The sequence below is a fragment of the Brevibacillus antibioticus genome, from assembly GCF_005217615.1.
Classification (GTDB): domain Bacteria; phylum Bacillota; class Bacilli; order Brevibacillales; family Brevibacillaceae; genus Brevibacillus; species Brevibacillus antibioticus.
This window is the reverse complement of the sequence record NZ_SZNK01000001.1, coordinates 1,910,899-1,932,462: the sequence shown is the minus strand read 5'-3', so window position 1 is coordinate 1,932,462 and position 21,564 is coordinate 1,910,899. Positions and strand designations below refer to the sequence as shown.

At 46.6% G+C, this 21,564-nt stretch carries 19 protein-coding genes and 1 riboswitch; of the genes, 18 read left to right on the top strand and 1 reads right to left on the bottom strand.

Annotation, left to right across the window (positions count from 1 at the left end; all coding sequences use genetic code 11):
• Positions 1-254: 254 nt before the first annotated feature.
• The 11 genes from E8L90_RS08785 (at position 255) to E8L90_RS08735 (ending at position 12,928) form a co-directional block, all read left to right on the top strand.
• Complete coding sequence (locus E8L90_RS08785) at positions 255-1,331, top strand: PAS domain-containing sensor histidine kinase (protein WP_137029012.1); 1,077 nt, start codon at positions 255-257, stop codon at positions 1,329-1,331.
• The gene (locus tag E8L90_RS08780; RefSeq protein ID WP_137029010.1) at positions 1,328-1,972 is read left to right on the top strand and encodes a response regulator; all 645 of its coding nucleotides are present in this window, start codon (positions 1,328-1,330) and stop codon (positions 1,970-1,972) included. Before E8L90_RS08785 ends, E8L90_RS08780 begins: the two co-directional genes overlap by 4 nt.
• Positions 1,973-2,104: 132 nt before the next feature.
• Complete coding sequence (locus E8L90_RS08775) at positions 2,105-3,304, top strand: FAD/NAD(P)-binding oxidoreductase (RefSeq protein WP_137029008.1); 1,200 nt, start codon at positions 2,105-2,107, stop codon at positions 3,302-3,304.
• A 34-nt stretch (positions 3,305-3,338) separates the two neighbouring features.
• Positions 3,339-3,905 (top strand): DUF1641 domain-containing protein, encoded by a 567-nt coding sequence (locus E8L90_RS08770; RefSeq protein WP_137029006.1) that lies wholly within the window; start codon positions 3,339-3,341, stop codon positions 3,903-3,905.
• Positions 3,906-3,931: 26 nt separating this feature from the next.
• Complete coding sequence (locus E8L90_RS08765; RefSeq protein WP_137029004.1) at positions 3,932-5,350, top strand: MBL fold metallo-hydrolase; 1,419 nt, start codon at positions 3,932-3,934, stop codon at positions 5,348-5,350.
• Between the two features lie 33 nt (positions 5,351-5,383).
• Positions 5,384-6,175 (top strand): sulfite exporter TauE/SafE family protein, encoded by a 792-nt coding sequence (locus E8L90_RS08760; RefSeq protein ID WP_137029002.1) that lies wholly within the window; start codon positions 5,384-5,386, stop codon positions 6,173-6,175.
• A 95-nt stretch (positions 6,176-6,270) separates the two neighbouring features.
• Positions 6,271-6,375: riboswitch (SAM riboswitch) on the top strand.
• A gap of 421 nt (positions 6,376-6,796) precedes the next feature.
• Positions 6,797-8,059 carry an aminopeptidase P family protein gene (locus E8L90_RS08755; protein WP_137029000.1) on the top strand — a complete coding sequence of 421 codons (1,263 nt, stop codon included), beginning with the start codon at positions 6,797-6,799 and terminating at the stop codon, positions 8,057-8,059.
• 213 nt (positions 8,060-8,272) lie between these two features.
• The gene (locus E8L90_RS08750) at positions 8,273-9,670 is read left to right on the top strand and encodes a helix-turn-helix domain-containing protein (RefSeq protein WP_137028999.1); all 1,398 of its coding nucleotides are present in this window, start codon (positions 8,273-8,275) and stop codon (positions 9,668-9,670) included.
• Positions 9,671-10,028: 358 nt separating this feature from the next.
• On the top strand, positions 10,029-10,259 hold the full coding sequence (locus E8L90_RS08745; protein WP_137028997.1) for an aspartyl-phosphate phosphatase Spo0E family protein: 231 nt from the start codon (positions 10,029-10,031) through the stop codon (positions 10,257-10,259).
• Between the two features lie 199 nt (positions 10,260-10,458).
• On the top strand, positions 10,459-11,949 hold the full coding sequence (locus E8L90_RS08740; protein ID WP_137028995.1) for an aminotransferase-like domain-containing protein: 1,491 nt from the start codon (positions 10,459-10,461) through the stop codon (positions 11,947-11,949).
• 46 nt (positions 11,950-11,995) lie between these two features.
• Positions 11,996-12,928 (top strand): D-alanine--D-alanine ligase, encoded by a 933-nt coding sequence (locus E8L90_RS08735; protein ID WP_137028993.1) that lies wholly within the window; start codon positions 11,996-11,998, stop codon positions 12,926-12,928.
• Between the two features lie 61 nt (positions 12,929-12,989).
• Here E8L90_RS08735 and E8L90_RS08730 read toward each other — a convergent pair whose 3' ends face one another.
• Entirely contained in the window at positions 12,990-13,547 is a 558-nt protein-coding gene (locus tag E8L90_RS08730) for a helix-turn-helix domain-containing protein (RefSeq protein ID WP_137028991.1), read from the bottom strand.
• A 128-nt stretch (positions 13,548-13,675) separates the two neighbouring features.
• Here E8L90_RS08730 and E8L90_RS08725 point away from each other — a divergent pair, with 128 nt between their 5' ends.
• From E8L90_RS08725 to E8L90_RS08695, 7 genes are all read left to right on the top strand, one after another.
• Positions 13,676-14,635 carry a PLP-dependent cysteine synthase family protein gene (locus tag E8L90_RS08725; RefSeq protein WP_137028989.1) on the top strand — a complete coding sequence of 320 codons (960 nt, stop codon included), beginning with the start codon at positions 13,676-13,678 and terminating at the stop codon, positions 14,633-14,635.
• A gap of 25 nt (positions 14,636-14,660) precedes the next feature.
• On the top strand, positions 14,661-14,852 hold the full coding sequence (locus E8L90_RS08720) for a hypothetical protein (protein WP_137028988.1): 192 nt from the start codon (positions 14,661-14,663) through the stop codon (positions 14,850-14,852).
• 281 nt (positions 14,853-15,133) lie between these two features.
• Entirely contained in the window at positions 15,134-17,386 is a 2,253-nt protein-coding gene (locus tag E8L90_RS08715) for an ATP-binding cassette domain-containing protein (protein ID WP_137028986.1), read from the top strand.
• Between the two features lie 274 nt (positions 17,387-17,660).
• Positions 17,661-18,323 (top strand): TetR/AcrR family transcriptional regulator, encoded by a 663-nt coding sequence (locus E8L90_RS08710; protein WP_137028984.1) that lies wholly within the window; start codon positions 17,661-17,663, stop codon positions 18,321-18,323.
• Positions 18,310-19,194 carry an amidohydrolase family protein gene (locus tag E8L90_RS08705; protein ID WP_137028982.1) on the top strand — a complete coding sequence of 295 codons (885 nt, stop codon included), beginning with the start codon at positions 18,310-18,312 and terminating at the stop codon, positions 19,192-19,194. The genes E8L90_RS08710 and E8L90_RS08705 overlap by 14 nt, the downstream gene beginning before the upstream one ends.
• Positions 19,181-19,951 carry an enoyl-CoA hydratase/isomerase family protein gene (locus E8L90_RS08700; protein ID WP_137028981.1) on the top strand — a complete coding sequence of 257 codons (771 nt, stop codon included), beginning with the start codon at positions 19,181-19,183 and terminating at the stop codon, positions 19,949-19,951. Before E8L90_RS08705 ends, E8L90_RS08700 begins: the two co-directional genes overlap by 14 nt.
• 20 nt (positions 19,952-19,971) lie before the next feature.
• Complete coding sequence (locus E8L90_RS08695; RefSeq protein WP_137028979.1) at positions 19,972-21,543, top strand: AMP-binding protein; 1,572 nt, start codon at positions 19,972-19,974, stop codon at positions 21,541-21,543.
• The last annotated feature ends 21 nt before the right edge of the window (positions 21,544-21,564 follow it).

Genomic DNA, 21,564 nt, shown 5'->3' with positions numbered 1-21,564 from the left:
CGTTTTATCGTAGCGGGTAAAGATTACCTGTTCTACTTTGTTAAGTCAAGGTAATCTTTTTACGCGTATATGTAAAAAATGATAATTCCTTGATGTAGGAATTGCTGCTTTATTCGCTAGCAGGAGAACTTTCGATCATCCATCGACATTCGCATTGTGCCAGAAACCCAAAAGATAGGGGAAGGTACCTATTTGAAACGCTGCCCCTGTCTTTTACGATTGGATAAAAACAAAACTTGTAGCTTGGAGGACCTATGACGCATCAAAGTCCAACTTATTTTGAACGCTATAGTGATGAAGGAAAGGCAATGGATAACGGGTATCTGAAGCAAATCTTCGATCACTTACAGGACGGGATTATTCTCATGGATCAGAAACGAAAAATTATGGTGATGAACCCATCCGCAGAGAAAATGACCGGTTGGAAACGAGGAGAAAAGGTCCCGTTCTGCTCCTACTGCCAAAACAGAGAGTTGGAACCGGGAGAAGAACGATGTTATTTGCTCGCCAAGCGGGAGATTCCCTATTTTCTTTCCGCGATGCCGACATATGAAGGGCGGTACATAGACATGGAGATGAGCACGGCTGTCATCTATGAAAATGGGGAACAAAACATGCAGGATGTTCTTTTGGTCTTGAAAGATATGACGGCCAAGAAAAAAGAAGAGGAGGTCAGAATCTCCAAGCAGGTACTGCAAAAAACACTAGAAGCTCAAGAAAATGAACACAAGCGCCTAGCCCGGGAGCTGCACGACGGCGTAGGTCAATCCTTGTATTCCGTTTCGGTAGGCATTCAAGCAATTCAAGCGCGCCTTAATGAGAAAGGACATTTTCGGGTATTCATGCAAGAAATTGTGAATGAGCTGGAAAAAGCGATACAAGACGTCAAGCTGTATTCTCTACAGCTGCGCCCGCATAGTCTCGATCAACTGGGGCTGATTCCTACCATACGGCATCTTGTTTCTAGCTTGAACAAAGCACATCAGGAAGTTTCCATCACCTTTTCTTACAGCAATGTCAGCGGTCATTTTCAGCCAATTCTGGAAATCAATCTGTACCGTGTCATCCAAGAAGCCTTACATAATGCACTGAAATACGCGAAGGCGTCACTCATTGAAGTCATCTTGTACAAGGAAGACGACCTATTGACTTTGCTGATTCAGGACAATGGAATCGGATTTGTGCGTGATCAGGTTCAGGTCGGTTTGGGACTTAAACATATGGAAGAACGAGTGGATCAGATGGAGGGGACTCTTCAGATTCAATCCGTGCCCCGCAAAGGTACATCGATCAAGGTAACGGTAGTAGGACAAGGAGGGAGAGCAGAGTGATACGAGTGCTTTTGGTTGATGATCACACGATGATTCGGAAGGGATTGCGTGTGCTTCTCGAAAGTTACTCTCAAATCAAAATTGTCGGAGAGAGTCATACAGGCAACGATGCCATCCTCAAAGCTAATCAGCTAAAACCCGATGTGGTGCTGATGGATTTGTCGTTGCCGAATGGGCTGGATGGGTTTACCGCGAGCAATGAGATTCGCAAGTCGAATCCTTTCGTGAAAATTGTCATATTGACCATGCATGACGAGGAGATTTTTGTCCAGAAGGCTATTACTGTCGGAGCCGATGGGTACATCTTAAAAAACAGCCATGGCGAGCTGCTGTTTCAAGCCATTGTTGAGGTCTATAGAGGGAAGTGCTTTTACAAAACATCCGTATCGCAAGAGATCATCAAACTATGGCTGAAATCGGATGCCAAGATGTTGCCTTCTGTTTTAACGCTACGTGAAAAGGAGCTTGTCAGACTCATTGTGCTTGGCTATACCAATAAGGAAATGGCAGATAAGCTGTTGATCAGTGTCAAAACGGTGGAGAACCACAAAACGAATATCATGCAGAAACTAGGACTGGATTCCAAGCATCAATTGATCCAATACGCCATAAAAAATAGATATCTCGATCTGGCGTTTTAATCGCCTGGATCAAAAAGTAGGGGACTTCCCCTATATGGAAAAAATGACAGCGGAATAAACTGAATAGAGAGACTACAACTCTTGTACCATCATCATACGAGTGGAAACTATATCGTAGTCGAAGGAGGAACTATGGCAAAACAGGTTCATTATACGGTTGTTATTGTGGGAGCAGGCTCAGCCGGTATTTCTGTTGCTGCCCGTATCGTCCGGGCTTCCAAAAGGCTCAAGGGACAAGTAGCCATCATCGATCCTGCATCCAAGCATTATTACCAGCCTTTGTGGACATTAGTTGGAGGTGGTGCCGCGAAAAAGGAGGAATCCGAGCGTGACCTTTCCTCGCTGATTCCCGCAGGCGTTGACTGGATTTGCGATGAGGTCACCATGTTTCAACCGGAACAACACACGCTGTGTACGAAACAGGGAACCATCCTCTCCTATGACTACCTCGTAGTTGCTGCCGGTCTGCAACTAGATTGGGAGGGGGTAAAGGGCCTGAAAGACGCCGTCGGTAAGAACGGTGTTTGCAGCAACTACGCTTACCAAACGGTAGAAAGTACGTGGGAAGCGATCCAGAGTTTTAAAGGCGGAACTGCCATTTTTACCCACCCGAACTCACCTGTAAAATGCGGCGGAGCCCCTCAGAAAATCATGTATCTGGCCGATGATTATTTTCGCAAGTCACATGTTCGCAACCAGTCAGAAATTATTTTTGCATCAGCGAAGGGAAGTATTTTTGATGTTCCCACGTATGCAAATACCCTCAATAACGTCATTCGTCGCAAGAACATCGAAACCAGATACAAGCATAACCTGATGGAAGTGCGGGCGGATAGCAAGGAAGCCGTATTCGAGAATCTGGACACCAAAGAGCAGGAAGTATGGAAGTATGACATGCTTCATGTGACCCCGCCCATGAAAGCTCCCGATTTCATTGCAAACAGCGCATTGGCAGATACAGGAGGCTGGGTGGATGTCGATCCATTTACGCTTGTGCACAAAAGTTTTCCCACTATTTTCGGTATTGGAGATTGCGCGAATCTTCCTACGTCGAAAACCGGAGCTGCTATTCGCAAACAGGCGCCAGTGGTCGAGAAAAACCTTCTCGCACTGATCAACGGGAATCCATTGACTGCCAAGTACGACGGTTATACATCTTGTCCACTCGTAACGGGGTACAACAAACTGGTACTAGCCGAATTTGATTACAACCTGACGCCGTGCGAAACCTTTCCCTTTGACCAATCCGAAGAGAGATTCAGTATGTACTTGATGAAAAGAGAGCTGCTTCCCATCCTTTATTGGAATGGCATGCTTAAAGGGTTGATGTAAGGCAGTCTTTGAAAGAAAGGGGGAGAGCAGCATTTTGAACGACAGGCAGGAACAGAGAATGTTTTTAGAGGATTTATCTGATCCAGAAGTTCAGGAAGCGATCACCATATTGATCCGAAAGCTCCCGAAGATAAAAGATACCGTCCTTGCAGCCGAAGAGGGACTTGAAGTAGCCACATCTATTTTGCGCGATCAGGAATCACTACGGTATCTATTTGAGCGGGTAGATGGTCAACTGTCCCGGTTCTTTGTGGAAAAAGAATCGATAGATGCCCTATTCACTTTGCTTGATAAACTGCCAAAGCTTGTTAAATATGTTAGTGTTCTCGAACAAGTTGCTGATTTTTTGGAGAGCATCGGAAAGGATAAGCAATCGCAGCAATACCTGCTTAACAGCATGAAAGCGTACATCGCTCCTGTGTCCGCGCAAGTGGAGCACGGAGTGGCTGTCTTTCAGGAAGCAAAAGCACGAGCCGAACGTAAAAACGAACCCGTTTCGGTGTTCACACTTTACAAGCTCATGAAAGATCCCACCGTCCAAAAGTCACTTCGCTTTACCCAATCGCTGCTCGAAGTACTCGCGGAAAAATCAAACAAATAATAGATGTGTAAACGGAGGAATGCACGATGTTGTTGCGTTACTTTTATGATGAAAAACTGGCCCATGCATCCTATCTGGTCGGCTGCCAAAAAACCGGGGAGGCGATTGTGATCGATCCCTCCCGCAATCTGACTTCTTATTTTCAAGTTGCCAAAGCAGAGGGAGTTACCATTGTAGCCGCCACCGAAACCCACATTCACGCTGATTTTGTGTCTGGTGCCAGGGAACTGGGCGAAGCTCATCAGGCGAAGCTGTTTTTATCCAATGAAGGCGATGGAAATTGGAAATATCAATATTTGGAGGGCTTGAACCATCAGCTTGTGCACGATGGAAATCGTTTTTATATCGGGAACTTGTTATTTGAAGTCATGCATACCCCTGGTCATACGCCTGAGAGCATCTCCTTCCTTTTGACAGATCTTGGTGGGAATGCAGATCGCCCCATCGGGATCTTCACGGGTGATTTTGTCTTTGTCGGCGATATCGGCAGACCGGACTTGCTTGAAAAAGCGGCGGGAATGAAGGGGACGTCCGAGTCAGGTGCAAGAGCCATGTATCAGTCCCTCCAAAAATTCAAACAACTGCCGGATTATATGCAGGTATGGCCAGCTCATGGAGCAGGAAGTGCTTGCGGGAAAGCACTGGGGGCCGTGCCATCTTCTACGGTCGGCTATGAAAAGCTCTTTAACTGGGCGATGTCACACTCCAGTGAAGAGGAATTCGTTCAGGCACTCCTGGATGGACAACCAGAGCCGCCGACGTATTTTGCAGTGATGAAACGCGTGAATAAGGAAGGCCCTGCGTTACTCAAGGAACTCCCTGTTGTTCAAGAGTTCAGCTCGCTTGAAGCGGCAAAGGAATCGCTGGAAAACGGGCAGATGATCGATACGCGTCCTTTCCAGAAATTTGCGAAGGGGCATCTGGCGGGAACCCTTCACATTCCTTTTAATAAGTCATTCGCCAACTGGGCGGGCTGGATTGTCGATTACCATCGCCCGGTTCACATCCTGGCCACCCCAGATGAGCTGGACGAGATTTTGCAAGCCTTGCATGCAGTAGGGATTGATCATGTCACAGGCTTTATCGACAGCGGCAAGCTACTGGAAAGGGAAGTGTCTTCGCTCGAGAGAATCGAAGAGGTAACACCTCTGGAGATTGCAGAACGGGTGGAAAAGGGAGAGGTTCACGTAGTAGATGTACGTAATTTGGCTGAGTGGAAGGAAGGTCACATTCCAAATGCACAACACATCATGCTCGGTACACTCGCCATGCGGCTGGATGAGATTCCACACGACAAGCCACTTCTCGTACAGTGCCGTTCCGGTGCCCGATCCGCTATTGGCGCAAGCATTCTAAAGGCAAACGGATTCAAGGACGTCATGAATTTGAGCGGCGGAATCTTGAAATGGCAAATAGACGGCTTGGCAGTCGTAGAACAAGCATAAAACGAAGCGAGAGGTATTGCAAAGGGTGAGCCTATGACTATCGACCTTGTGATCACACTGTTTGTTATCGGTTTCGTGGGATCGTTTATCTCTGGTCTCGTCGGAATCGGGGGCTCCATTATCAAGTATCCGATGCTTCTGTATATTCCGCCCGCCCTTGGGTTCGTTGCTTACACAGCTCACGAAGTATCCGGAATAAGTGCCGTCCAAGTATTTTTTGCCACTCTCGCTGCTGTTTGGACGCTGCGCAAAGATAAGCTTATTCATTACCAGCTCGTTCTGTACATGGGAAGTGCCATTATTGTCGGGAGCTTGCTAGGAGGGTATGGAGGACAATTTCTTTCGGCAGAAGCCGTCAATTTCGTTTATGCCATCCTGGCCACCGTTGCTGTAATCTTGATGTTCCTGCCAAAAAAGCGGATGGACCAACGTGAACAGACCGAGGTTATCTTTCATAAACCGACAGCCGTATTATCCGCTTTGATTGTCGGAGGCGCCTCCGGAATTGTCGGGGCAGCTGGCGCTTTTATTTTGGTTCCGATCATGTTGAACATCCTCAAGACTCCGACAAGAGTTACGATTGCTTCTTCTCTTGCCATCACTTTTCTTTCTTCCATCGGTTCGACGGTAGGGAAATGGATGGCAGGGGACATATTGCTGTGGCCATCCGTGATCATGGTAATCGCCAGCATACTGGCAGCGCCACTCGGTACGCAGATCAGTAAACGTTTGGACACCCGGATTCTCCAAACCATTCTTGCCCTGTTGATCCTCGCTACCACGATTAAGATTTGGGTTGACATCCTTCTATTCTCACGTGTGTGAAGACTTACTTTTCACCTAAATGTGATAGAACAGGCTTGATATATCCGAGTAAAATGAGAAAAAATTTTTACGATGAAATTAAATTTCATAGAATATGCTTATCGAGAGTGGTGGAGGGACTGGCTCGATGAAACCCGGCAACCTTGGTCTGATTGACCCTATGGTGCCAATTTCTGCGGAGTTATTCTGCGAGAGGGGAAGGTGAGAACCCTGGTATTGCCCCTCTTCTTTTCGGAGAGGGGTTTTCCTTCGTATTATGCAAAGGATGCAACAACGTGCTTTTTTATGCAGTCATCCCGGTTTATTTCAATAACGAAAACTACCTCAACAGCAAAAGATCAAAGGCATCCGCTTCAGTGTAACCGGGACCCCGGACCTACGTTGGGCGAAAAGAGTGGCAGAATAACGTTTCATAAAATGCGGTCTTAATCTACGATAACAAGGATCAGTTTGCCCATAGCAACTGATCCTTGTTGAACCTCGTGAAAGTATCCTAAAATATAGAAGAAAGGAGGACATGTGATAATTGTCAGATTATACTGAACTTAATGCGATCAAGAGAACCTTTCACAAGCTACATCAATCTATGAAGAAATCCATGAACGAAGGGGTATAAAACAAATGACAATAACCATAAATTCAATAGAGTTCATCAATCGCCGTAAAAAACTCGCGGAAAAAATGCCTGACCACAGCGCACTTGTCCTATTTTCAGGAGTTGTCAAGACACGCAGCCATGACGATAAATATCCGTTTTCACCGAACCGCAACTTCTATTATCTGACCGGCATTGCGCGCAGCAGCCTCATTCTCATGATCACGAAACGCGCTGGCATCGTGACCGAAACGTTATTTCTTCAGCGCCCAAATGAACTGGAAGCGAAATGGACAGGGGCCGTCTTGTCGGATCAAGAGGCGAAAGAGCAGTCTGGTATCGAGCACTTTGACTATCTGGATGAGTGGTTGGAGTCATTTGGAACCTTTATGAGGCGCTGCGAAGGCAAGTACTCGCTTTATCTTGACGTGTATCGCTATCAGTGGAGCGACGAGCGAACCCCTGCAGAGACTTTTGCCGAAGACGTTCAGAAGAAATACCGGACCCTGCAGATTCACGATGCGGGCCCATGGCTGAAAGAACTGCGTATGGTAAAGAGTCCAGCAGAGATCGGAGAAATCAGACGTGCGATTGCGATCACGGATGAAGCAATCCGGCGCATGTGGTCGCATGCACGTCCTGGAATCATGGAATATGAGTTAGAGGCACACTACGATTACACATTGAAGTCGCATGGTGTTCGCGAGCTTCCTTATTTGCCTATCATTGCTAGCGGAATCAATGCTACTATTTTGCACTATGAAGCGAATAATCACCGTGCAGAAGATGGTGACTTGGTCCTCCTCGACCTCGGTGCAGCATCGAATTACTATGCAGCTGATATTTCGCGAACGTTTCCCGTGAATGGTCGCTTTACAGAACGGCAGAAAGCAATCTATCAACTCGTGCTCGAAGCCGAAATCAAGACCATCGAAGCAGTGAAGCCTGGTGTCACATTGCCGCAACTCAATGATGTCACGAAACAAGTCTTGACCGATGGCCTGCTACGTCTTGGTCTCATCCAAGAGAGCAGTGACCTGGCCAAATACTACTATCATCCCGTGTCTCATCATCTTGGATTGGATACGCACGATATCCCGGATTACAGTGTTGCTTTACAACCTGGTATGGTAATCACGATTGAACCTGGTCTGTACATAGAGGAAGAAGCGATTGGCATTCGGATTGAAGATAACGTGTTAGTAACAGCAGACGGCTGCGAGGTGCTCTCATCGCAAATCCCAAAGGAAATCGAAGCAATGGAATTGTTGATCGGGAAAAAGGAATAGCGAACGCTTACTAGAAGGGGTACGATGCTCGCCTATCATGACCAGGCTAAAGCGAGTTTTCCATAACACCATCCCGAAGTAACCATAACAATCTCTGTTATGGTTACTTGTATGTGAACAACTCCTTACAAAAACTATTAAAATGATAAAAATATGCTTTGTATACCTTCCAAAAAAACCCATTTGGTTGTAAAATAAAGCAAAACAAAAAGGGTGATCCATTATGGGGTACTGCTAGGGACATTGCACCAGTCGCTGCGGTCAGAAATCGAACAACATCGGCGGGCGCGCGGTTATACATTGAGCAAACTAGGAGATTTAACTGGTATTAATCCAGGGACATTGAGTGAGATTCTAAATGGGAATCCTCCTCGGGCTATCACCATAGGTCAATTAGACGCGCTCGCTGCGGTGTTTGGCTACGAGCCAGGCTGGATGTATGAACTATACCCCGATGAATGTTTATATGAAGGGAAAATTTCGCGCCCCCGATTGATACCTTACTTGATTCGAAGCGCTGAGAATGGGCGAAAGGATTGCATGGAAGCTGTTGCCTCCCAATTATTGGAGAATCCCAAAAATATCTCCATCCTTTTTACTGTGGCAGAGCAATTATACGAGGATGGAAAACTGGGAAAGGCGGTGCCATTCTATGAGTACGTAATAGAGAACGAGAAAGATAGCTACTCTACCCAGTTTGTGATGAGTCACTACCGATTATTTCAGGCAATTCTCGGGACAAATGCTGATGAAAATGAGAAGGCTGTTATTCGTTTTTCCCCATATCGAAAGCGATTATCGGAAACAGATCGATTAGACGCTTTATTAAATTTGGCGAAGGTTTGTTTCACTTTACAAAAATGGAGTGAAGCAGAAACCTACGCAGATGAGCTACGAGAGCTTTCCAAAATTATCTATCAAGATAAGCTCCAAAAACACAGAAAAAATCGAGCGGCAGAGTTGATAAAAACAGAACGTCCGCTCGTCTACTACTACGGAATGGGTTATTTATATAAAGGATTAGTTTTACAGATGCAAGGCGCTTATTCACAATCCAAAGAATATGTACAAGCCTACGCCGATTTACATTGGTTTGAACTTCTTGAGGATGAGGGGATAAGAATCGTTGAGCGGTTTGCTGTCTTTGCAAAGGCGAATTTTTACACACTGGAAGTATTAATGGGGAATGAAGAGATCATTAAGGAATATACCGACTATCTGGCGGAGCAGCCTGTTGAAATACTTCCGGGTCTCGTTACGATTATGGAAGCTGCTAATAAATATTATTTATGTGTAGATGAGGTTTTATTACGCCTCTCTGAAGATATTGCTAGATTCCATGAACGAACATTGTTGGTTAATATGGTTCAGCACCTCCAATATCGATATCAGAAAGCAACATATGATTTTACAAAGGGACGCATTGAAAGTGGACTCAATGAAACCCTGCACTGTTTAGTTCTAGCGGATTTGATGAATCGACATCATGATGCTTTGCAATGTGTACAGTTGTTTGAAAAATATCGCCATCTTGCCTCGCCATCACAAATCCAACAATATCAAGACATTGTAATTGGAGAGAAGAAGGCTGAAGCTTCATTTATAAACTAGTGGTAAGACAATGTATCAGCAATCACAAAAAAATGATAAGTAGAGAGGATGAAAAAGAATGAAAAATGTATTTCTAGCACTTCTTCTAATGTTTGGGTTAAGCAGTGGTATCGTTTCCGAACCACAAAAGTCTGATAGTAGACACATCATTAGTTATCAGCATGGTGCAGACTTTTAGTAATAGTTGATAAGACACACAAAAAAACATCCTTTCGATAGGATGTTTTTTTCTATTCAATTTTTTCTTAGTTGGTGAATTCTTGCATATTCATTTATAGTTATAATTGTCATAAAATGTAAAACGCGGGAGGTGCTTAACATAAAAGCTATCGCAAGTTCATTAGAAAGGGAAGTCCCTGTGCACCTAGGAACATCCCCGAAAAGCAAGTGCACGATCTGGGGCGCGGGAGTAGAAGCAAATCGCCACCACTTGGATCTAGAAACAAGCATCGAACAACTACGACAGCAAATGATTGAATTGGCAGGAAAACATGGTCTTACAAGTGACGCAGTTTTGGGAGTGAGCCAGCAATTGGACAAATATATTGTAATGGCGCAAAATAACCATAAAATGGATAGCATCTGGTAATGGATTCACTAGCGACCTACTGAAAAATGATTGCAAAAGAGGAACCCTTAGAAAAAATGGGTTCTTTTTTACGTTCATTTTTACCGCTGGATAGATGCTGACCTCTTCAGAGGAGCCACCGAAGGATGAAAAATCCAGTGCGGTGGTTCTTTTTTTCTCTCGTCTTCCATGCCATCATTAGAGATGGGGGCGATGAAGGATGTTCCAGGATTTCAAGCTTGTTGGTGACCGTCCAGTCGCAATACAAGTGAAAGAATACGTCAAACGTTTAATAATCAAAGGCGCGCTTCAGGCAGATCAAAAGCTGCCCTCCACACGAGAAATGAGCAGTCTGCTCAAGGTGAGTCGCAATACAGTCATTGCAGCCTATGAAGGCTTAGAGGATGATGGATTTACGTATGCGACTCCGGGAAAAGGTAGCTATGTTACCGCTATGGTGGGTCATTTGGCTGCTAATTACGGAGGAACGGACGGCTCTGCTTCATGGCAAATCGACTGGAAGGCACGAATGAACGAATATGCAGTATCCGCTGCAGAACTCGACATGATGAAGCAGGGCATTCGCGCCCAAAAAGGGACCATTTCATTCACAAGCATCGCGCCGGATGAGCAGTTGTTTGATTTAGGGGATGTTAGGCGAGCTTTTTTGGATCGGATGGCAATCGAAGGACAGGTGCTGCTCAACTACGGCTATGCCAAGGGCTACAAGCCCCTGATTGATTATTTGATGCGTTATATGGAGAATAAGGGCGTCGATTTACGCGGCAAGGATATGCTGATTACAAGCGGGTTTACTGAAGGTTTCGACATAGTACTGTCCGCACTGCGCCCTTCTGCGCGCCGTGGAAGAGCCATTTGTGAAAATCCGACCCATCATACTGCAATTAAGAATTTGAGGCTGCAAGGATTTGAGATTACTGGCATTCCGATGGAGAGTGATGGAATTGATGTGGAGCAGCTTGAGGCGTTATTGCAAAAGCAGACAAACAGCTTCGATTTGGCCTATTTGACTCCTTCCTATCACAACCCGACAGGCATTGTCATGTCGCCAGCGAAGCGCAGTGCTGTGATGAAATTACTGATGCACAATCAGATTCCAGTGATCGAGGATGGATTCAATGAGGAGCTGCGCTACTCGGGAGCGCATGTTGCGCCATTAATCGCGATAGCAGGGCAAGGGAACGGAGTTATCTATATTGGTAGCTTCTCCAAGGTACTGTTTCCTGGATTGCGAGTGGGCTGGGTGCTCGGAGACAAGGCATTGATCGACAATCTGGAAAGCATGAAACGTGCACGAACCATTCATACATCGACCATTGATCAATCAATCTTATATCAATATTTGCTAAATGGAAATTTCGATAAATATGTCAAAAAGGCACGTATGGAATATAAACGCAAATATGAACTGACGAAGGCATGCTGTGAGGCACATCTCCCTGCGGCGCAGCTATCCGGCGACGGGGGCTTGCACTTGTTTCTTACCTTTCCTTCAGGCGTAAATACACGGGAGCTGTTAGAAGCTTGCGCAGAACACGGTGTCATTTTTACACCAGGGGACAAATTTTTTATTCAAGAAGGAACAGGGTCGAATACCTTGCGACTAGGTTTTTCACGAGTAACAGATGAAAATATCGAATTGGGTATTCAGATAATCGGCAAACAGGCGCGACGCTTTCTTGAGACATAACGATTTCAAACCGCACAACCATTTTGAAGAAACATGAGGTGTCATCATGAAAATCGGCGTTATTATGGGGGGTATTTCTTCGGAGCGTGAGGTTTCTCTGAAGACTGGTCAAGAGATGATCAATCATTTGGATCACGGTCGCTATGAGGTAGTTCCCATTGTCGTTACGCAGCGAGCGGATTTAATCACACAGGTTCAGCAGGCAGGCATAGATTTCGCGCTGCTGGCGCTGCATGGCCAATATGGCGAGGATGGCACAGTGCAGGGCGCGCTGGAGACACTCGGTATTCCTTATTCAGGAAGCGGTGTCCTGGCAAGCAGCCTATGCATGAATAAGCAACTGTCCAAGCTGCTGCTGAAGACGGCGGGTATTCAAACGCCTGCAGGTCTTTACTGGAAGGACGTTTATGATCCCCAGGCGGTGGAGCAATTGGGTTACCCGGTGATTGTGAAGCCAAATTTGGGGGGATCCAGCATCGGTGTCCAGCTCGTGCAGAATGAGAAAGAGCTGCTGTCGGCAGTTCAGGAAGCCAGCCATTTGGATCAGGGAATCTTGATTGAACCCTATTTGAAAGGGACCGAGCTAACCTGCGCGATTCTGGATGGCGAGGTACTGCCGATTATTGGTATTCGCTCCGCGCATTCCGAGTGGTTCGACTACCGAGCGAAATATGAGGATGGCGGCGCGGAGGAGAAGGTGATCGAGCTTCCTCCGGATACCCAGCATCGAGTGCGCGAGGCGGCGCTCGCTAGCTACCAACTACTACAGTGCAAGGTCTATGCAAGGGTTGATATGATTTTGTGTCAGGATATGCCTTACGTGCTAGAAGTGAACACCTTACCGGGGATGACCGCCAACAGCCTGTTTCCAAAGAGTGCAGCTGCAGCAGGTATAACCTTTACACAGCTGCTGGACCGTATTATTGCAAGCTCGCTCCATGAGCGGAAACAGGAATGGGGGAACCCTGCAAACGGATAGCATCTCTCCTAGTGAACGAATAAAAGAGAAACCCGACATGTAGTGGGGTTTCTCTTTGTTTTCATTGACTGGAGTAGTGAATGACTACGGAACACTTTACGATATGATTTCCGTTGTTTCGATAAATGTGAGGCCTGTCTGCTTTAAAAATAAGAGTATCCTCTGGCTCAACTACATAAACCTGTTCATTGACAACAACCTCTAGCGTGCCTTCATTTACGAGAATAAATTCCTCAACCCCTGTTGAATGCGGTTCTGCTATATGCTCGCATCCAGGATCAAGGGTTACTGAAAAGATCTCAAACTGTTGTTCAGGATTATAGGGGACAAGTGGATACACACGATATTGTCCGTCATTTTCAATAATAGGATTTACTTCCTTCTTTTTTACGATCGTAACATTCGGCTTGTATTGACTAACGAGTGAAGAAAAGGATAAACGCAACCCACTTGCTATTTTCCAAAGGGTTGTGATTGTTGGAGCAGACTTGCCTCTCTCAATTTGTCCTAACATCGTTTTGCTAACCCCTGTTATTTCAGAAGTTTTATCCAAGCTCAAGTTTCTTTCTTTCCGGATACGCTTTATGTTCTCCCCAATATTTGTGTGAAACTCTTCCATAAATAAATGCCCTCCATTACATTCGGACGTTATATTGCACGTATGTACGTTATATTTTAAATTAAACTGTATATAGTTCGGGATAGACACTATATAGTCCAAAATATACGAAAAGAGGTGCTATGTCTATGGAGAACACGATTTTATCAGGCGTTCATCAAGCGATTGGTAACACGCCGATGGTTCATCTTTCCAGGCTTACCGAAAATCTCGATGGAAATATTTTCGCTAAATTGGAATATTTAAATCCAGGCTTTAGCAAAAAGGATAGAATCGCTTTGCAAATCATTGAAGAGGCTGAGAAGGCTGGAATACTAAAACCGAATGATACCGTTGTGGAATTAACGAGTGGCAATACAGGGACCGGGCTTGCGATTGTTTGCGGAGTCAAAGGGTATCAATTTGTTGCTGTCATGTCCAAAGGAAATTCAATGGAAAGAGCGAGGATGATGCAAGCACTGGGAGCAGAGGTTGTTTTAGTAGACCAAGCGCCTGGTTCACCTATAGGGCAAGTATCTGGAGAAGACCTTGCTAAAGTGGAAGAAGTAGCCCAACAAATAACAAAAGAAAGAAATGCGTTTCGTGCAGACCAATTTCATCACATGGGCAATATTCATGCACATGAATTTCGCACGGGGGAAGAAATCTGGAAACAAACGAATGGAAAAGTAGACGTTTTCCTTGATTTTGCTGGTTCTGGTGGCACCTTTACAGGTTGTGCAAAAACGTTAAAGAAGTATAATCCGAACATTCGGTGTTATTTAGTTGAACCTTATACCGCACCGTTCTATTCTGGTAAAACCGCTACTAACCTCAATCACAAGATCCAAGGTGGGGGATATTCCATGGATTTACCTCTTCTGGATAAGAACTTCGTCACGGATTACATCCATGTGACAGATGAAGAAGCGATACGAGTTGCTAGAGAACTGGCAAGAAAAGAAGGAATATTTGCAGGATTTTCTTCAGGAGCGAATGTTGCGGCTGCCTTACAGCTTTTGAAAGGAAAAGAAAAAGGGGCAAATATTGTGTTAACGATTAATGATTCCGGTCTTAAATATCTAAGTACTGATCTCTGGCCAACGTAACTATTGGAGTGGCAACCTTTCGATTTTGGCCAATCTGGAAACAGCTGAGAGATTGTCACCGCAATCGATATTTGAACCGGCATCGGTCTCCAAGGCGTTTACAGCAATGGGCATCATGATCTTGTCGACTATACTGAAGAGAATGTACGGAGTAGACGGAAAAAGTAGTAGAGGCAGTCGAGATATTTTATTCGAACAACCGTATATCATGCCGTGACCAACATAAAAAAAGAGGAGCCGCTAAATACGGGTCCTCTTTTTTCGTCCTACACAAGCATTTTTTTCACCAATGTGCCCAGGCGTACGCGACCGCAATTTTTCCTCTTCTGTACACAAGCAAAGCGTCATGGGATGATTGACACGAAAAAATTGTTTTGGAAATAATAGGTAGAGGAACGCGTGTTGTAAGCAAGAACAGCAATCGGTACGAAAGATCTTTTTCTGAATGGTACAATGTGAATATAAGTAGGAATGAATGCTATCGGAAGGATGATGGGCATGAGTGAATCTAATCAGGAGTATATCGTAATCTCCGGTGCGAGGGAAAACAATCTCAAGAATGTATCCTTGCGCATTCCCAAGCGAAAGATTACGATCTTCACCGGTGTATCTGGATCCGGCAAGTCATCAATCGTCTTCGATACGATCGCCGCAGAATCCACGCGTTTGCTGAATGAGAATTTCAGCATGTTTGTGCGAAATTTCCTGCCGCGCTACCCGCAGCCGGATACGGACGCAATCGAGAACCTGAGCATGGCGGTTATCGTGGACCAGAAGCGACTGGGTGGCGGTTCCCACTCCACGATGGGGACCATTACCGATATTTCTCCCATTCTTCGCCTACTTTTCTCCCGCATAGGTCAGCCTCATGTTGGACAAGCGCATATGTTCTCCTTTAATGATCCCCAAGGCATGTGTCCCGAATGCAACGGGATCGGTCGCAGTTTGAGCATCGACATGAGCAAGGCGTTGGATATGTCAAAGTCGTTGAAGGAAGGGGCAATCATGCTGCCGGACTATAAGGTAGATGGCATGGAATGGAATATGCTCGTGCAGACGGGCTTCGATCCTGACAAGAAGCTGAGCAATTATTCGGATGAGGAGCTTGAGCACCTGTTGTACGCGAAGGCGAGGAAAGTGGAGATGCAGTTTGCCGGGAAAGCCGTGAATATTACAGTAGAAGGTGTCATTGAGAAGTTCACCAATAAATACATCAAACAGGATCTAAAGACGAAATCTGAGCGTACACAAAAAGCGGTTGCGCCGTTCATCACCGAAGGTTCTTGCTCCAGCTGTCATGGTGCGAGACTCAATCAGGCCGCACTCAACTGCAAAATCAATGGCTTTAACATTGCAGAGATGTCCTCCATGGAGGTCGGTCAGCTCATCCGCGTCATTGCTGAGATTGACGATTCGGTCGCAGCGCCGATGGTCAAGTCGCTGACGGAGCGGTTGCAGCATTTGGTGGATATTGGACTGGACTACTTGACGCTGGACCGCGAAACGGATACCTTGTCCGGCGGCGAGTCACAGCGCGTCAAAATGGTGAAGCACCTGAGCGGCAGTCTGGTGGATGTTACTTATATTTTCGATGAGCCCAGCGTTGGTCTACACCCCCGTGATGTACACCGGTTAAATGAATTGCTTCATAAGCTGCGTGACAAGGGCAATACCGTCATTGTCGTCGAGCATGATCCCGATGTAATCAAGGTGGCAGATCATATCGTCGACGTCGGTCCTCACGCTGGCAGCCACGGCGGTACCATCGTGTATGAAGGCAGCTTCGAAGGTCTGCTGGAGTCAGAGACACTGACAGGTATCCACATGAAGCGGTCGATCCAATTGAAGCAAGATTCCCGGAAGCCGTCCGGTAAGCTGTCCATCGAGGATGCCACACTGCACAATCTGCGGAACGTGAGTGTTGATATTCCAACCGGAGTGCTGACCGTAGTTACGGGTGTCGCCGGCTCTGGTAAGAGTACGCTGATTAACGAAGTATTCCTCGGCAACCATCCGGATGCGATCGTCATCGACCAATCGGCGGTAGGCGTGTCAACGCGTTCGAATCCCGCAACCTACACAGGGATCATGGATGATGTGCGCAAGGCTTTTGCTTCCGCGAACAAGGTCAACCAAGGCTTATTCAGCTTCAACTCCAAGGGGGCTTGCGAGAACTGCCAAGGGCTAGGTGTTGTGTATACAGATCTTGCATTCCTTGAAAGCGTAAAGCTACCGTGTGAAGTATGTGGAGGTAGACGGTTCAAGGAAGAGGTACTTGCATACAAGCTAAACGGCAAGTCAATTGCAGAAGTGCTGGAGATGACGGTGGAGCAGGCATTAGAATTTTTTGAGCGAAGTGAGGTTGTGCGCAAGCTCCAAGCGATGAGTGATGTGGGGCTGAACTATATTACACTCGGCCAGCCGCTCAGCACGCTCTCGGGCGGGGAATGTCAGCGCATCAAGCTGGCCAGCGAGCTGCATAAGAAGGGCAGCATCTACGTAATGGACGAGCCGACAACTGGCTTGCATATGTCAGATATCGGTCACCTTCTGGAGATCATGAACCGCCTCGTAGATACCGGCAATACGGTAATCGTCATCGAACATAACCTTGATGTGATCAGCCAAGCAGATTGGATAATCGATATGGGACCGGACGGAGGCAGCAACGGCGGTCAGGTGGTCTTCGAGGGCACACCTTCACAAATCATCCAAGCGGAACAGTCGATCACGGGAAGGTACTTGAAGTAATGTATAGGATTGCAACGTAAAAGCGGCTATGGCATAACGAATTCAGATCTCCTCATGGGAAACCGGGGGAGATTTTTGTTATGCAAAAACAAATGTCAGAAAATAAAAAATAATCTTGACATTAAAACAAATCACTAGTAAAGTGGTGATCACAAGCAACCAATCGATCGATCGATCGACAAAACCAAAAAAGCAGATGATGGAACCGCCACAAGTAACTGGACATGAGAGACGCTAGTTTCCTGCAATCATCCGTAGAAAGGAGCGCGCTTTTTTGACGAAAGAAAAAATACTTGAAGCAGCATTACGGCTATTCGCAAGAAAAGGTTTTGAAGCAACCAGCATACGTGATATCGCTCTAGAAGCAGAGGTAACCTCCTCCACCCTCTATCATTACATGAAAACAAAAGAGGATCTGCTCGTTGCCATCATGCAAGAAGGGTTACAGACTCTTCTTGGAAATGCAAAGGAAGTGCTCGCTGAACTTGAAGCGCCCGAACAACAATTGGTAGCGTTTGTACAGCTGCATGTTACCAGCCATGCCATCGACAAGCTAACAGCGCTCGTAGTAGATACCGAGTTCCGTGCGCTGACTGGAAATACACGCGTAGAAATTGCCAGGTTGCGCAGTGAATATGAGCTGCTCTGGCAGCGTATTTTAACGGGCGGATTAGAGGGGGGCGTATTTACGATAGAAAATAGCAAGCTTGCCGTCCTGGCTTTGCTTCAAATGTGCACGGGTGTCGCCCATTGGTACTCGCCCGATGGCCCAAATTCATTGGAAGAAATCAGCTTGAATTTTTCCGATATGGCGCTTGCACTCGTTCAGGCAAAGCGAAACGGTCAGCAACTGACTGTCTCCGATTTGAATCTGCCTGAACCCGCTCGTTTTTTTATGAAACCATGGCTGGGGGCTGCTGCGCATGAACATTCTTGATGCCCGTGTCCGCTTGCCACAGCAGTTCCGTGAGGCACGCATAGGTGAAATGCGAAAGGAGTACGTTGCTCAATATGATGCGGTGTTACAAGTAAGATCGACTATGGCGAAAACGCTCGACGATTTGATACAAGAAATGAAAGAATCAGGAGTCGACCACGCCATTATGCATGCAGAATACGAATTCGGCGAGGATGGGGATGCGCTGAATGAAGCATTGGCAAAAGTCATATCCGCTCAAACCGAGCTTTTTTCAGGATTCGGTACGATTTCAATGGAGCATTTCAGACCGATGCGCGCTGTCCAACAAGTGAGCCGCATCAGAGAGCTGGGCTTTCTGGGAGTAAACATCCAGCCTGCGTTTTTTGAGATGCCAATCGATGATCGCAAATTATATCCCGTATACGCAAAAGCTGCCGAGTTAGGCTTAGCAGTCGCCATTCATACGGGAATTAATTATTCGGCGATTCATCCCATCCGAAATGAACACCCGCTGCTACTGGATCAAGTTGCCTGTGATTTTCCAGAATTAACATTGATCGCGTGTCATGGGGGGTGGCCCTGGGTGCCTGAAATGGTTGCCGTAGCGCGCAAGCACCCCAATGTTCTGATGGATTTGGGCGGGCTTTCTCCAAAGTATTTGGGGGTGCAAGGAGCAGGGTGGGAGATGATGTACAGGTTAGCAAACAACCTCTTGCAAGATCAAATCCTCTTTGCAACAGACTGGCCTGTATTTCCTCTGAAACGCGCGATTGCAGAATGGAAGGAATTAAGCATAAAGCCCGAGGTGCTAGAGAAGGTGCTCGGTTCGAATGCAAAGACATTGTTTTCCAAAATAAAGGCGGAGGTAAAAAAGGATGACAACACGTAAGGCGGTGGTAGAGTGTGAGGTCCATCAAGAGATAGGCTGGATTCACCTGAATCGCCCCGAGCGGTTAAATGCGGTGATTCCACAATTGGTAGAGGAGCTGTATGGATCGCTCGAAAAGTTGGAACGGGAAGGAGTAAGGGCAGCAGTACTGACTGGCCGCGGGAATGCTTTTTGTGCAGGACATGATTTGCGTCATGAAGAACAGCCTGCAAATGAGGCTGAGCTTCGCCTTAATTTACAGAAGATTCAGGATATAACACGAAAGATCCAGCGTGTTCCTTTTCCAGTGATCGCTGCGGTCCATGGTTATGCATTAGGAGCAGGGTGTGAGTTTGCGCTCGGATGCGATTTGATCATCGCCGCACAAGATGCCGAATTCGGCTTTCCGGAAGTGAGTGTGGGACTTAGTGTTACCGGAGGGATCTCGCATATCCTTCCCATCACGATCGGATTGGTCCGGGCAAAAGAGTTGCTGTTTTCGGGCGAAAGATTTAGTGCGCCGCAAGCACTGCATCTCGGACTCATCAACAAGGTAGTGGATCATTCAGTGTTAGCTGAAGAAGCTGACAAGTGGGCGAAACGGTTAGCTGAGCTCCCGCAAGTAGCGCTTGCAAAAGCCAAATTTGCGCTAAATCGAGGGGCACAATCCGATTTGGAGGCAGCTTTTGAATTGGAGATCGAGCATGCGCTGGCAACCGTGCAAACGATCGAGTCCAAGCAGGCGGCTGAAGGGTTCCGAAAAAAAAGATCGGTATAGAGAAGGAGGGCTGAAAGCTTTTGGACACGCAAGAAATCAAGTCTTTGACGGCACGGGCGGCCAAACGATGGGGAGAAAAAATCGGGCTTGTCTTTGATGAATGGAATGAACAACTGTCATTTAAGGAGATGGAAGACCGTTCCAACCAGATCGCCAACATGCTCCAAGAGCTGGGCGTAGGCTATGGGGATCGGGTAGCCGTCATGCTGAGGAACCAGCCGGAATTCCCGCTTACCTGGCTGGCATTGGCAAAACTGGGTGCGACCATCGTGCCGATAAATGTAAATTACAAGGAATACGATGCACAGTATATCCTCCAGCACTCCGAAGCAATCGTTATCGTAACTTCACAGGAGTTTTTATCCCTGCTACATAAGATCAGACCTTCCTTACAAACCCTCCAAACAATACTCTCAGTAGACCAATCAGACGATCCCAACGTTGTCGATTTCAGCACGATGTGTAAAACAGCGCCCACGACTCCAACAGCACTTACCGTTTTTCCTGAAACGTTAGTCAACATCCAATATACATCCGGCACGACAGGCTTCCCCAAGGGGTGTATGCTTTCCCATGAATATTGGCTCACCATAGCAAAAAAGGTGGTCGAGCAGCACCCCAATTTGACCCATTCAGATGTACTATTAACGGCGCAGCCCTTTTACTATATGGACCCGCAATGGAATTTGCTGGGTGCAATCGCTGTGGGGGCAAAGCTTGTGGTTCTCGATCGATTTCATCCCTCTACATTTTGGGAAAAAGTTAGGCAATATGCCGTTACCTTTTTCTACTGCCTAGGAATCATGCCTACGTTAATGGTCAAAGCACCACGCTCTCCATTAGACAGGGAAAATAACGTTCGCACCATCTTTTGCTCGGCCATTCCCCCGCATCTGCACCGTGAATTGGAAGAGCGATGGGGTGCTCCATGGTATGAGGTTTTTGGCATGACAGAGACAGGTGGAGATATTTCGGTAAAACCACAGGATCATGACCGCTTGCTCGGAACAGGCTGCATCGGAAAACCGGATAGAGACCGGACCGTCCGCATTGTTGATATTCACAACCGCTCCGTTTCGAGGGGAGAGGTTGGCGAGCTCGTCCTACGGGGCTTGGGGATGATGGATGGCTACTATAAAGATCCTGATGCGACTTCCGCAGCCTTTCAGGGCGGCTGGTTCCACACTGGAGATTTGGTGCGAATGGACGAAGACGGATACATCTATTATGTCGGCAGAAAAAAAGAGATGATTCGCCGGAGCGGGGAAAATATTTCGGCTACTGAGGTTGAGGAAGTCATGAAAATGCATCCGGCTGTGCAATATGCTGCCTGCCTTCCAGTGAAGGACGAAATACGCGGGGAAGAAATCAAGGCATACGTGGTAGTGAAAGCGGGCCAAACGGTGCCACCTCATGAGTTGATCACTTATTGCACCGAGCGTCTTGCTCATTACAAGGTTCCACGATATTGGGAATACCGCAGTGAATTGCCTCGTACCCCATCTGAGCGTATAGCCAAGCATGTACTGGCGAACGAAAAAGCAGATCTTCGCATCGGTTCCTATGATCGCATGGATGATAGCTGGAGATAACATCCAAATGGAGAGGAAGAT